The 12782-nt window shown below is 60.7% G+C and carries 11 protein-coding genes; 5 read left to right on the top strand and 6 right to left on the bottom strand.

Annotated elements, in window-relative coordinates; genetic code table 11:
* Window positions 1-64: 64 nt before the first annotated feature.
* On the bottom strand, window positions 65-1126 hold the full coding sequence (waaF, locus tag AC1RM7_RS07580; protein WP_024920765.1) for a lipopolysaccharide heptosyltransferase II: 1062 nt from the start codon (window positions 1124-1126) through the stop codon (window positions 65-67).
* A gap of 202 nt (window positions 1127-1328) precedes the next feature.
* Here waaF and rfaD point away from each other — a divergent pair, with 202 nt between their 5' ends.
* Genes rfaD through AC1RM7_RS07560 form a run of 4 tightly spaced genes read left to right on the top strand, consistent with a single transcriptional unit; the run spans window position 1329 to window position 7029 of the window.
* Entirely contained in the window at window positions 1329-2309 is a 981-nt protein-coding gene (gene rfaD / locus AC1RM7_RS07575) for an ADP-glyceromanno-heptose 6-epimerase (protein WP_024920764.1), read from the top strand.
* A 45-nt stretch (window positions 2310-2354) separates the two neighbouring features.
* Entirely contained in the window at window positions 2355-3827 is a 1473-nt protein-coding gene (gene rfaE1, locus AC1RM7_RS07570; protein ID WP_024920763.1) for a D-glycero-beta-D-manno-heptose-7-phosphate kinase, read from the top strand.
* Window positions 3824-5101, top strand: coding sequence for an O-antigen ligase family protein (locus AC1RM7_RS07565; protein WP_024920762.1), 1278 nt, complete (start codon window positions 3824-3826; stop codon window positions 5099-5101). Before rfaE1 ends, AC1RM7_RS07565 begins: the two co-directional genes overlap by 4 nt.
* A gap of 2 nt (window positions 5102-5103) precedes the next feature.
* On the top strand, window positions 5104-7029 hold the full coding sequence (locus AC1RM7_RS07560) for a nucleoside-diphosphate sugar epimerase/dehydratase (protein ID WP_006021527.1): 1926 nt from the start codon (window positions 5104-5106) through the stop codon (window positions 7027-7029).
* Between the two features lies 1 nt (window position 7030).
* On the opposite strand, the gene AC1RM7_RS07555 is transcribed toward AC1RM7_RS07560, so the two are convergent.
* Complete coding sequence (locus tag AC1RM7_RS07555; RefSeq protein WP_024920761.1) at window positions 7031-8044, bottom strand: MraY family glycosyltransferase; 1014 nt, start codon at window positions 8042-8044, stop codon at window positions 7031-7033.
* 18 nt (window positions 8045-8062) lie between these two features.
* Window positions 8063-8911, bottom strand: a complete 849-nt coding sequence (locus AC1RM7_RS07550; RefSeq protein ID WP_492839363.1) for a class I SAM-dependent methyltransferase — start codon at window positions 8909-8911, stop codon at window positions 8063-8065.
* Window positions 8912-9145: 234 nt separating this feature from the next.
* Here AC1RM7_RS07550 and AC1RM7_RS07545 point away from each other — a divergent pair, with 234 nt between their 5' ends.
* Window positions 9146-9520 carry a hypothetical protein gene (locus tag AC1RM7_RS07545; RefSeq protein ID WP_024920759.1) on the top strand — a complete coding sequence of 125 codons (375 nt, stop codon included), beginning with the start codon at window positions 9146-9148 and terminating at the stop codon, window positions 9518-9520.
* 27 nt (window positions 9521-9547) lie between these two features.
* On the opposite strand, the gene AC1RM7_RS07540 is transcribed toward AC1RM7_RS07545, so the two are convergent.
* From AC1RM7_RS07540 to AC1RM7_RS07530, 3 genes are all read right to left on the bottom strand, one after another.
* Window positions 9548-10684 carry a glycosyltransferase family 4 protein gene (locus AC1RM7_RS07540; RefSeq protein ID WP_024920758.1) on the bottom strand — a complete coding sequence of 379 codons (1137 nt, stop codon included), beginning with the start codon at window positions 10682-10684 and terminating at the stop codon, window positions 9548-9550.
* Window positions 10681-11454 (bottom strand): class I SAM-dependent methyltransferase, encoded by a 774-nt coding sequence (locus tag AC1RM7_RS07535; RefSeq protein ID WP_081758756.1) that lies wholly within the window; start codon window positions 11452-11454, stop codon window positions 10681-10683. Before AC1RM7_RS07535 ends, AC1RM7_RS07540 begins: the two co-directional genes overlap by 4 nt.
* A 141-nt stretch (window positions 11455-11595) precedes the next feature.
* Entirely contained in the window at window positions 11596-12741 is a 1146-nt protein-coding gene (locus AC1RM7_RS07530; protein WP_152544096.1) for a glycosyltransferase family 4 protein, read from the bottom strand.
* Window positions 12742-12782 lie beyond the last annotated feature (41 nt).

The raw sequence follows: 12782 nt of genomic DNA, 5'->3' as shown, positions 1-12782 counted from the left end.
GTTCGAATTCGCCTCAGTGGTAGTCACAGCAGGATAGAGGCGCAAGTGCGAGCGTCTTTCGAGATTAACTGGCGCTGGCGATCACGCGCTGCGCAGTCTCCACGACCTCCGATGCCGTGATGTCGCGCATGCAGTGATGATCGTTCTGGGTGCAGACCGGTTTATGACACGGCTGACAGGGCAGGTCGGTGGCGCGCTTGATCGTCGCCGCGAGGCCGTTCAGCGGCGCCCAGTGATAGGGGCTGGTCGGGCCGAAAATACCGATCGCCGGGGTGCCGATAGCAGCAGCGATGTGCATCAGGCCGGAATCGTTGGAGATCACCGTTTTCGCCGCCGCCATCGCCATGATGCCGTTGCGCAGATCGGTCCCGGTGAGATCGCGCACGCGCGGGCCGGCAAAGTTCACGATCTCGGTTGCGATGGCTTTTTCGCCCGGTCCGCCGACCACCCAGACCTCAAAGCCCTGTTCGGCGAACATCCGCGCCGCCTCGGCATAGTAGGTCCAGCGCTTCGAGGCGCCGACCGATCCGGGCGCCAGCGCAACCGCAGCGCCGAGGCCGAGGTTGTTGGCCTGCCGCCAGGTTGCGACTTCTGCGGGTGGCACCACGAGTTGCGGCACCGGCCATTGCTTCGGCAGCGGGGCGTTGGCGGGCAGGGCGAGGGCGGCGTTCTTGTCGATAAAGCGGGGCATCTTCCGCTCGCCCCACCGCCAGTCGTTGATCAGCCCAAACCGGACCTCGCCGACCCATCCGGTGCGCTGGGGAATGCCCGCCAGCGTCGGCGCGATGGCGGATTTCCAGGTCCGGGGCATCACAAGGGCGGTGCCGTAGCCGGCGGCCCGGAACTGCTGGGCAAGCGCCCATTGCTTCTTCAGGGCGAGCTGCCCCCGCGGGAGGTCCCAGACGATGCCTTTGCGGACGCCGGGCATGTAATCCACCAGCGGCGCGCACAGGCTGGTGACCAGGAGGTCGACCGGCCGGTTCGGCCAGCGCTCTTTGAGGACCCGAACCACGGTATGGCCACGGACGAAATCCCCGATCCACATGTACGGGACGACCAGAACCGGGCTCGTTTCCGTGGGGTCAGGCGTCACGCCAATATCGCCTAGAAATGAATTTATATTCATTTATTGAAGGGTTTCGGGTCGATCATTACGGGTCCGGGAGAATTGTGGACGATCAGCCGGTTACCGCGTCCCCCGCACGGCGTCCAGATGCGTTTTGCGGCTCCGGGCAGGCTGGCGTCCTTCACCACAGCGCGGGACGTGAGTTGCCTGCCGGGCGGGAGTGAGGCAAAGGTGACCCGCGTGAACTGGGCGGGATTCCTCAATGCTGTTGGTGACCGGAGGAGCCGGTTTTATCGGGTCGAACGTCGTCGCCGCCCTCAACGATGCGGGCCGCGCGGATGTGGCCGTATGCGATTTTCTCGGGAATGACGGCAAATGGCGCAATCTCGCCAAGCGGCAACTCGCCGACGTGGTTCCCCCGGCTGAACTGATGCAATGGCTGAACGGCCGCAAGCTCGACGCCATCATCCATCTCGGCGCGATTTCGGAGACCACCGCCACCGACGGCGATCTCGTGATCGAGACCAATTTCCGCCTGTCGATGCGGCTGCTCGACTGGTGCACGGCGAATTCCGTTCCGTTCATCTACGCCTCGTCCGCATCGACCTATGGCGACGGCGAGCAGGGATTTCGCGACGACGCTTCGCTCGACGCCCTGAAGAAGCTGCGGCCGATGAATCTCTACGGCTGGAGCAAGCATCTGTTCGACATGGCCGTGATCGAGCGCGCCGCGAAGGGCGGGAAGATGCCGCCGCAGTGGGCCGGCCTCAAGTTCTTCAATGTGTTTGGCCCGAATGAATATCACAAGGGCACGATGATGAGCGTGCTGGCGCGCCGCTTCGACGACGTCAAATCCGGCCGTGTGGTGCAGCTCTTCAAGTCCCACCGCGATGGCATTGCCGACGGCGATCAGCGCCGCGATTTTATTCATGTGGATGATGTGGTGCGCGTGATCATGTGGCTGCTGGCCACGCGTTCGGTGAACGGCATCTTCAATGTCGGCACCGGCAAGGCGCGCAGCTTCCGCGACCTGATCCTTGCCGCCTATGGCGCGCTCGGCGTCAAGCCGAATATCGAATACATCGACATGCCCGAACAAATTCGCGGCAGCTACCAGTACTTTACCGAAGCAGAGGTCGATCATCTGCGCGGCGCAGGCTACAATGGCGGCTTCACGGCGCTCGAAGATGCCGTCGGCAGCTATGTCAGGGATTTTCTCGACCGGCCCGACCGCTACCGCTGATCGTGCAAGAGACATACAGGCGTTTTCAGGGATACAGGCGTTCTCATGTTCGATTTTGACGCGCTGTCGCAAGCGATTGTCCGCCAGACGGTGCTCTGCGTCGGCGACCTCATGCTGGACGAATTCGTCTATGGCGAGGTTTCGCGCATTTCACCGGAAGCGCCTGCGCCGGTGATCGCGGCCCGGCGCAGCGAGATCAACGTTGGTGGCGCGGGCAACGTTGCCCGAAACATCGCCTCCCTTGGTGCGAAGTGTATCTTCGTCGGGTTGGTCGGGAATGACATTGCCGGCGAGACCCTGAGAGCAGAACTCGCCGGGGAAAAGCTGATCGAGCCGATTCTGGTGACCGATCCGGCGCGGCCAACCACGCGCAAGGTGCGTTTTGTCTCCGAGCATTTTTCGACACACATGCTGCGGGCGGACTGGGAACTGTCGGCGCCCGCGTCGGAAGTCACCGAGCGCAAGCTGATCGACGCTGTGGTGGCCGCGCTGCCTCGCGCCGATATCGTGTTGCTGTCCGATTATGCCAAGGGCGTGCTGACGGCGCGCGTGATCCGCAACATCATCGACGCCGCGCGCAAGCTCGGCAAGCGGGTGATCGTCGATCCGAAGAGCGCCAATCTGGCGATCTATCGCGGCGCGACCCTGCTGACACCGAACCGCAAGGAATTTGCCGAGGCGACACGGCGCCGGATCCAGTCGGATGCCGATATCGCGGACGCGTCGATCGAGGCGCTGCGCACCGCCGACGCCGAGGCCGTGCTGGTGACCCAGAGCGAAGACGGAATGACGCTGGCCCATCGCGACGGCACCCTGATCCATGTTCCGGCGCAGCCGGCGAAGGTTCGCGACGTATCCGGAGCAGGCGACACGGTGGCTGCGGTCCTGGCTGTGACGCTCGCTTCTGGAATGGACTGGGAAACGGCCTTGCGCTGTGCGGCGGCGGGCGCTTCCGTGGCCGTCAGCAAGCCGGGCACGGCAACGGTGTCTCTTGCCGAACTGCGGCGCAAGATCCTGCCGCATGCGTCTCTCGCGGCAGAAGAGAAAATCGCTTCAAGCGCTGCGGACCTTGATGTGCATCTTGCCGAGTGGCGCAGGCAGGGATTGCGCGTCGGCTTCACCAACGGCTGCTTCGACATTCTGCATCCGGGTCATGTGCGCGTGGTGACACAGGCGCGTGCCGCCTGCGACCGACTGATCGTCGGTCTCAACAGCGATGCATCGGTGCGGCGTCTGAAGGGTGCCGAGCGGCCGGTGCAGGATGAGCGCGCGCGGGCCGAAGTTCTGGCCGCGCTCGAGGCGGTCGACCTGGTCGTGATCTTCGAACAGGACACGCCGCTGGAACTGATCACGCAGATCAAGCCGAGCGTTCTTGTGAAGGGCGGGGACTACACCCGCGAGCAGGTTGTCGGCCATGAGATCGTCACCGCCAACGGCGGCGAGATTGTGCTTGTCGACATTCTGCCGGGCCACAGCACGACGTCGCTGGTCAAACGCGCGCGAGAAGGCAAGGCATGACCGCGAACGCGTCCAATCTTGCGACCGGCGTCTCGCCATCGATCTGGCGCAACACAGCCGCCTGGACAAAGGCGGCCGATGTCGCAGTCGTCCTCATGGCCGCTTCGCTGCCATGGTCGACGTCGCTGGTTGCGATCTTTGCGGTGGCATGGCTCATGCTGCTGATTCCAACCGCCGAGCTACGGGATTTTTCTGAAACGCTGAAACGGCCAGCCTGTTTTCTCCCGGTCACACTTTTTGCGCTGGCCTTTGCCGGCACGCTGTGGTCGACGGACATTGCGTGGGCTGCGCGCCTGTATGCGGTCAACCCGGTTGGCAAGCTGATTGCGATCCCGATTCTCATCCGTCATTTCGAGAAGTCGGGCAGAGGCCTGTGGGTTGCGCTGGCCTTCATTGCGTCCTGTGCCGCGGTGATGCTGGCGTCGTGGGCGATGGTCGTTGATCCGAGGCTGGCTTTCGATGCCTCACGAACACCCGGTGTCCCGGTCAAGAACACGATTGCGCAGGGGCAGGAATTCACACTGTGCGCGTTCGGTGCTCTTGGCGGGGCGATGTATGCGCTGTCGCGGCAGCAAAAGAAGATCGCACTGTTGCTTGCGCTGCTGAGCGCAGGTTTCATCGCGAACATGGTTTTCGTCGCCAATTCAAGGACTGCGCTGGCTTGCATCCCGATCTTGTTCGTTCTTTTCCTCGCGATGTATTTCAGCAAACGCACGGCGGTCATATTGGTGATAGGCGGCATCATTGCGGCGACCCTCGCTTGGAATACGTCGTCATACCTGCGTTCTCGCGTGGAGCAAGCGATTACCGAATATCAAGCCTATCGCACGTCGCATGCCGCAACATCGGCCGGGCAGCGGCTGGAATTCTGGCGCAAGTCAGTGAAGTTCTTCGAGGCTGCGCCGATTCTGGGACACGGCACCGGTTCAACCAAACTCTTGTTCGAGCGGGATGCTGTCGGCCAAACAGGCGCTTCAGCCGAAGTGATCGCCAATCCGCACAATCAGACATTGAACGTGGCGGTGCAGTGGGGGATCGCCGGAATCATAGTTCTCTATCTGATGTGGATTTCGCACCTGAAACTCTTCATCGGCAAGGAAGGGTTGTTCGCGTGGATCGGCCTTGCGGCTGTGGTCCAGAACTTCTTCAGTTCGCTGCTCAACTCCCACCTGTTTGATTTTACCGAAGGCTGGATCTACGTGCTGGCGGTGGGGGTTGCTGGCGGCATGATCGCTCGCGCCCAGAACACCGATGCGCTTGCGGGGCAGGGATAGTTATGGCTGGCTTGTCCCGGATCAGATTCCCGCGCCTCACATGGCGAAATCTGCTGATCGTGATCCATGACGTGCTGGCGACGATCTTCGCGGTGGTTGCGAGTTTCTATCTCCGGTTCGAAGGCAGCGGCCTGACGGAGCGCTTGCCGCTGCTGCTCCACATCCTGCCTTACTTCGTCATTTTCAGCATTCTCGTCTGCTACACCTTCAGACTGACGACGACAAAGTGGCGGTTCATTTCGCTGCCGGACTTCTTCAACATCGTCAAAGCATCGACGGTGCTGGCGTTGATGCTGCTGGTGCTGGACTACATTTTCATCGCGCCGAATGTCTATGGGACATTCTTTTTCGGCAAGACGACGATCATCATCTACTGGTTCCTTCAGAACTTCTCGCTTGGCGCGCTGCGAATTGCCTATCGCTATTTCCGCTACACCCGAACGCTAAACCAGGCGCGTGGCCTCGACGCGGCTCCCACGCTGCTGGTGGGGCGCGCTGCGGACGCGGAAGTGTTGCTGCGCGGCATTGAGAGCGGTGCGGTGAAGCGGATGTGGCCGGTCGGTGTACTGTCTCCTTCGGTATCCGATCGCGGACAGTCGATCCGTGGCATTCCCGTGCTTGGTGCCATCGATGATCTCGCCGATATCGTCGATGATTTCTCGCGCCGGGAAAGACCTCTTGAACGCCTGGTCATGATGCCGTCCGCTTTCGAGGCCGATGCGTCACCGGAGTCGGTGCTGACGCGAGCCCGCAAACTTGGACTGACTGTCAGCCGTCTGCCGTCGCTTGAGGGGAGTGGCGAGGCGCCACGTCTCGCACCGGTCGCGGTTGAGGATTTGCTGCTGCGGCCGAGCGTGAAGATCGATTATCAGCGTCTCGAAAGCTTCGTGAAGGGCAAGTCCGTCGTCGTCACCGGCGGTGGCGGCTCGATCGGATCGGAGATATGCGACCGCGTCGTTACGTTCGGCGCGTCACGGCTGCTGATCGTCGAGAATGCCGAGCCGGCGCTTCACGCGGTGATGGAAGACCTGACGGTCAAGTTTCCAACGGCGATTATCGAAGGCCGCATCGCAGACATTCGCGACCGTGCGCGCATTTCGCATCTCATGGCTGAATTCAAGCCAAGCATTGTCTTTCATGCAGCTGCGCTGAAGCACGTCCCGATCCTCGAGCGGGACTGGGGCGAGGGCGTCAAGACCAATATCTTCGGCACCGTCAATGTCGCGGATGCTGCGGTGAGCGCCGGTGCTGAGGCGATGGTGATGATTTCCACCGACAAGGCGATCGAGCCGGTGTCGATGCTGGGACTGACCAAGCGCTTTGCCGAGATGTACTGCCAGGCGCTCGACCGGGAGTTGATGCACAAGGCAAACGGCAAGGCACCGATGCGGCTCATCTCGGTCCGCTTCGGCAACGTCCTGGCGTCCAACGGGTCGGTGGTGCCGAAATTCAAGGCGCAGATCGAAGCCGGCGGTCCGGTGACCGTGACGCACCCGGACATGGTCCGCTACTTCATGACCATTCGAGAAGCGTGCGACCTCGTGGTGACCGCGGCAACCCACGCGCTCGATCCGGTGCGGCCCGATGTGTCGGTTTATGTGCTGAACATGGGGCAGCCGGTGAAGATCGTCGATCTTGCCGAGCGCATCATCAGGCTGTCCGGGCTTCAGCCGGGTTACGATATCGAGATCGTCTTCACAGGCGTCAGGCCGGGCGAGCGTCTGAACGAAATCCTGTTTGCCCATGAAGAGCCGACCGCCGACATCGGCATTGCTGGCATTGTCGCGGCGCGTCCCAACGAGCCGCCGCTCGACACGCTGCAACGGTGGCTATCCACGCTGGAAAAGGCTGTGGCCAGTGAACAGCGCAGCGTCATTGTGGGTGTCTTGAAGGACGCGATCCCGGAGTTCAAAAGCGGGGCCGCGTAATCTAGCCGAGCGGTTCCCGTTGCCGGGAGAACCGGCTGAGCACCAATGCCACGGCGCTTAAGCCCAATGCCAGCGTCATCCCCTGGACGTAGGGCGATTTCAGCCAGATCGTCACCGCGGCAAATGCCGCGAGAACGACATTCAGGATGAAAACTTCGCTGACGACCTGCGTCACGCTGAAACCGTTGTTGGTCGCCTGCTGGTAGAAATGCGACCGGTGGGCAAGCCAGACGGCTTCACCCTTCAGCAGGCGCCGAAAGAGCGTGAGCGTTGCGTCGGCGAGGTAGTAGAGCGGCAGCAAAAGCGCAGCCAGCAGATGGCCGTGTCCCGCAAGCTCAATGAGGCACCATCCCATCAGCAAACCGATCGGCAGGCTGCCCACATCGCCGAGAAACAGCTTCGCGACGGGCTTGTTGAACGGCGCGAAACCGATCATCGCGCCGCAGAGTGCGAGCGCAACGAGTGTTGGGCCAGGAGCTAGCTCGCCGTAGAAGCCGAACAGCGCCAGCGCGGCTGTCACAGGAACGGTTTCCGCGACCGTGATCCAGTCAAGGCCGTCCATGAAGTTGACGAGATTGACGAACCACAGCCCGCCGACCAGTAACAGAGATCGCTCTACCCAGACAGGCAGAGCCGACACGAGCCGGAATTCGGCGGGAAGGGTTGCGAGGACCACGCCGACGGCGACCGCCTGCATCAGAAGACGAGGCATGACAGGCATCGTCCGCAGGTCATCGTAGGCGCCGACCAGGGCGAGCAACACGGTTGCAGCGAAGATCGCGAACAGGGAAGAATTTACCGGTGCGCCAGAAAAAGAAGCCGATATCGCGACCGACGCGATGACTGCCGCGATCACTGCTGCACCGCCGCCCTGTGGTGTCGGTGTGCTATGCGACGAACGTGCGTTCGGCCGCGCCAGCGCATAGCGCGCAAGCAACGGGTGCAGCACGACAATCAGCCCCGCGCACATGATGCAGGCTGCTAGCGGGGTTGCGATGGTCAGCAATGAATTCATGAAATGAGGATCACCCGGTCAGCGCTTGATGCCGACGGCGCACCAGTAAGGTACGCGCTCCGAGAAACGAATGTCCTGAAATCCGGCGGCCGTCAGCATGTCGCCAATCTGCACGCGTGTGAAGCGTTGTTCGAGGCGGGTGCAGAACCGGTCATATGCGTCGGTTCTCATCACGTAGAACGCGCGGTGCTTGTAGGATTCCAGCGGCAGCGCCGCGGCGGAAAATCCGAGCCGTTCGACGAGCGCGGCAAGACGGGCCAGCGGCCAGTAAACGAACACAGCAATGATCTGACTGATCCAGAGGCGCGGCTTTTCCGGGAGGCTTGAAATCACGACGCGGAAGATATTGCTGAATTTCCAGAGCGCGCGATACCAGGCCGGCCGGTTGTCGAGCGCGTAGTAAAGGTAGATCAGGAGAGGCGCGCCGGGTTTGAGTTTTGTCGAGATCTCGGAAATCGCGGCCTGGGTGTCGGGAACATGATGCAGCACACCCAGCGAGAACGCGAAGTCAAGCGAACAGTCGGGCAGGGGAAGTTCTCCAACGCTGGCGTGATGAAAACTCACGTTCTTCGCCGCGGCCAGATTTGTCCGCGCGACATTCAGCGCGTCGGCGCTTGCGTCGAGAAGGTGGAGGTGTCCGACGCGCGGCGCCACCATGACGGACCATCGGCCGCTGCCGCAGCCGACATCCATGCCGACGGCGCTGGCCGGCAAGCGGTCCCAGGGAAAGATGTGAAAATAGGATTCAAAAATGGCAGCCCTGTCGTCCGCGGAAAATGCGTCCTCCCCCTGACGGAAGGTCGACCATTCATGGCCGAATCCGGCGGCAACTGCGGGGTCGACATTGCTGGGCGGACGATCGGTCATGAACTCTCACGTGGCTGCCGACGCGAGGATATATCGGGGCGCGCTTGGGCTTGCGGAGTGTTTAATCAAACTCGGAAGGGGTGACAACGTCCTCCGGGCATACCGCTGGTCCGGAAAATCATCGAACGGGGCGGTGCCTGTCCGCCGCGGCATTTTTTCAAGTCCCGGATGCCGCTTTTCACCGGCGCGCCGAAGCGATAGTAATGCGCCCCGGACAGTCTGGGAGTGGGTAGCTTGGTAGCTATTCGGTTGCTTCAAATGCTGCTCGCGGCTGTGCTGCTCAGCGGGTGTACCTTCTTCTTCGATGTGCAGGATTCCGTTCAGGCGGACCCCCAGCCGGATTCCCGGCAACTGCGGGTCATCATCAGTGAGATCCAGCGCATTACGCAATCGATGAAGCAGGTCGGTGCTTCGGAAGTTTCCAATGTCGGGCCGAATGAGGCGCAGTCGGGTCCGGAAAGATGGACCGTTTGCTCGCGCGCGAACTTCGGCAATGAGATTCGTTACTTCACGTTTTTCCTGAAGGGCGAAGCAGTTGCTAACTGGCGGCCTGCCGTCATCAATGACAAATGCGAAGCGCGTAACTTTGCGCCGCTGGAACAACGGTAGCGCGAGCAGCGTCGGCAGGGATTGAAGCTAGCGAATGCGCTGCAACTGCTCTTCATAGAGGGCGACCGTTGCCGCTCCGATCGCCTGAGCGGACATCTCGTCAACGACGAGTTGCCGGGCCGCCGCGCCATAGCGGGTCCTCAACTCTTGGGATGCAGCCAGTTCACCTATGGCTTTGGCCAGCGCCTGCGGATCCTCGATCGGCACCAGCAAGCCCGTTTTTTCGTGTATCACAATCTCCCGGCAACCGGGGGCGTCGGTGGCAACCATCGGCCGGCCGCAGGCGGCAGCTTCGAGCAGACTTTTCGGCAGGCCCTCGCGGTGGGACGGAAGGGCCGCGATATGAGAGCCTCGCCACAGTGAAGCAATGTCGCCGACTTGGCCCAGCCATTTAATGCCCGGCTCACTATTCCATTGCTGCGCCTCTTCGAGCGTTACCGAATCGGGATTGGCGGGATCGGGAGTTCCTGCGATCAGGAGCCGAATATCCATGCCCTGAGTCCGCAGAATCCTGTGTGCGGCAACCAGCGCGCGAATGCCCTTGCTGGTCAGGAGGCGCCCCGCAAATCCCACGGTGATCGGGCCGTCGGGTTCCGGCAGCGGCGTCAGCTTGTCGGTATCGACGCCGGAGCCAGGAATGCGCGCGAGGCGATGATGATCGATCCCGATTGTTTCCAGCGCTGTGCGGTCGTCGGGATTTTGAACGAGAAAGACCGCGTGATCCCGGTTGAGCAGAAATCGCAACGCGACTGCGATGACGATACGAAGCAGAAGCGCTTGAGCCGTCGTCGAGGTAAACGCGTAGCCAAGACCGGTCATCGCATTGATCTGCGGCGTCGTCATTCCAAGCGACGAAATGCCGCCGAGCACGCAGATCTGCATGCCGACATGGTGCACAATCGCGGGGGCGAGTTCGCGCTTGATCTTGCGAAGCGCTTGAATGGTCGAGATGGCTCCCAAAGGAGACAATCCGCCTCGCCGCAGCGGCATGGGATGGATGGTGAAACCTTCGGCGCGTATGGCCCCCGCGGCAGGTCCAACCGACGTTGCCACGTGAACGTCAAAACCCGCATCACGCGCAGCACGAGCCATGGGAAGCCGATGGGACAGGAACGCCTTGTCCTCGGTCACGACGTAAAGGAGCTTTTGCGTGCGCAGCGTCATTCTTCACTGCGAAGAGGCTTAAGATAAAAAATCTGGCACGCACTTCCCAACCACGGCGCGAGACGCGCGCGCTGCGCGAGGCTTAGTCGCGCGCCAAGGAGCATATGTCCGGTGTAAAACAACCCTGACGGCTCATCATGGATGACGGTAAAACCATTCGCCCTGAAATTGCGCCGCCACCAACGGGGATGAAACAGCCAAAGCTCGGAAATGGTGTTTCCCCGCTCTCCGTGGCGTCGCGGCAGGCATCCGCTAACGAAATGGCGTATTGTTTTGTACCAGGTCTGCCTGAGCCGACCCATCTCCGAAGTGTCGAGCTTCGTTCGAGGCAGCAACTCCGGCGCAGCCGATGCAACCGACACGGCAGCATCGGGGTACGACATCAGTGTCGTCCAGAATCGCCAGGCGTGTGTGGGCAGGATGTGAATGCAGCTACCGGTCGGCTTGAGAACCCGTCGAATCTCAGAGTGCATGTTTTGCAGATCGGGGACATGTTCCAGCACATTTGACGAAAACACCACATCGAACTCGCCGGCCGGCAAGGGGATATGGACACCGTCATAATCGATGATTGGATAGACCCGATTCGCGGCATAGTTCGACACGGGCACTTCGATAGCGGTGACATCGAAGCCACGGCGTTGCAGTTCCAAAGCCTGTTGACCAGTGCCGGCACCTATCTCCAGGATTTTTGCACCGGGTGGAAAAAGGGGCAAAACCCGGTCGATCTCTGCGAGCCGCAATGTATCAAGGTGCCGAAGAGAGAACACGGTTCAGAAATTGTCCTGAGGGGTACTGCGACAGCCCGTTAGTTAGGGCATTCCCCGCCTTGCGGGCAAGATAAAAGCGCAAGGAAAGGGGTGCTAGAAACAGTTCTGACGCGGATTTTGGGAGCGTCGAAGCGCAACCGGCTAAAGTTTATCGTGCTGTAGAGCGGCTGAAATGAGCTTGTCCCATTCGCTGAAAACGATTTCGGGTCCAAATTGACGGACGCTAGTCTTGGCCGCTGTACCTATTTGAGTCCTCAATTCGGCCGACGTCATCAATTGTTGGAGGGCATCGGAGAACGTTAGTTTTTCTCCCTCATTCCTTTCTTGATCATGGCAAACGAGAATGCCAGTCCTCCCGGATATAACCAGCTCTTCAACGCCGCTCACATTCTCAAAGGCCACCGCCGGAAGGCCAACAGCCATGGCCTCAGCAAGAGCATTGGGAAAGCCTTCATAGCGAGACGGAAACGCCATGAGGTGCGAGCGCGCGGCCTCGCTCTCGATATCAGGGGAAATACCCATCAGTCTTATCCGGCCTTCCAGTCCATGGAATGCGATACGGTCAAGCAGAGCCGTGCGGTCTGGTCCTTGCCCGAAAATCACGACGTCCCAATCGGGAAATCTTGCTGAAAGTATTGCGAAGCTCTCGATCAAAATGTCGAACCCCTTCTGGTGATCGAGTCTGCCAATACCAATAATTCGAAAGCGGCCTTCAGGTGACGCCTGATCAGGGCGCGCGGTCACACTAGCGAATGGTACTGGGTTTGGAATTGTAACGATCTTCTCTACAAGTGAGTGTTCGAAGAATTTCGCAGCGCGGCGCGTTTGAACGACTATTCGGGTTGCGCTAGGATACGTCAGTCGTCGGAGAGCCTGATCGATACGAGACAGGCGATGAGCATAAGCTGCTGGATCGATACGCTCGGAAACGATGACGGGAATATTAAGGCCGCGGGTAGCCAGCAGCACCATGACATTTGTGAGGTCGACAAACGATATTACGAGGTCGGGCCGGAGCGCGGCGAGATTTCGCCGCAAGGCGGCTATCCAGGCCGCCACTCTAATAATTCGGGCGACACCTGCACCTTCGGCGAAACGGCCGAGAGGGCGTCGTCGGACTGCGCTGGAAATCTCGTAGAATGGTTTTTCAGAAGCAGAGCCCAGTGTCACAAGGGTAACTTCATCGCCTCTTTCGGCGAGATGATTGCAAAGCTGGGCCATCACCCGCTCAGCGCCGCCGGCTTGCATGCCCGCAATCACACAGGCAACTCGGAGTGAGCGTTCCAAGATGCAGCTCCCGAAAGTATCGAATGAGGCTATTACGATTC

It is taken from the genome of Afipia sp. GW822-FHT03D08 (assembly GCF_058801645.1).
This window is presented reverse-complemented; position numbering and strand designations above follow the sequence as displayed.

Coding starts and splice junctions, on each gene's coding strand:
- waaF (WP_024920765.1), bottom strand. CDS start 1,126: ATGAATATAAATTCATTTCTAGGCGATATTGGCGTGACGCCTGACCCC.
- rfaD (WP_024920764.1), top strand. CDS start 1,329: ATGCTGTTGGTGACCGGAGGAGCCGGTTTTATCGGGTCGAACGTCGTC.
- rfaE1 (WP_024920763.1), top strand. CDS start 2,355: ATGTTCGATTTTGACGCGCTGTCGCAAGCGATTGTCCGCCAGACGGTG.
- AC1RM7_RS07565 (WP_024920762.1), top strand. CDS start 3,824: ATGACCGCGAACGCGTCCAATCTTGCGACCGGCGTCTCGCCATCGATC.
- AC1RM7_RS07560 (WP_006021527.1), top strand. CDS start 5,104: ATGGCTGGCTTGTCCCGGATCAGATTCCCGCGCCTCACATGGCGAAAT.
- AC1RM7_RS07555 (WP_024920761.1), bottom strand. CDS start 8,044: ATGAATTCATTGCTGACCATCGCAACCCCGCTAGCAGCCTGCATCATG.
- AC1RM7_RS07550 (WP_492839363.1), bottom strand. CDS start 8,911: ATGACCGATCGTCCGCCCAGCAATGTCGACCCCGCAGTTGCCGCCGGA.
- AC1RM7_RS07540 (WP_024920758.1), bottom strand. CDS start 10,684: ATGACGCTGCGCACGCAAAAGCTCCTTTACGTCGTGACCGAGGACAAG.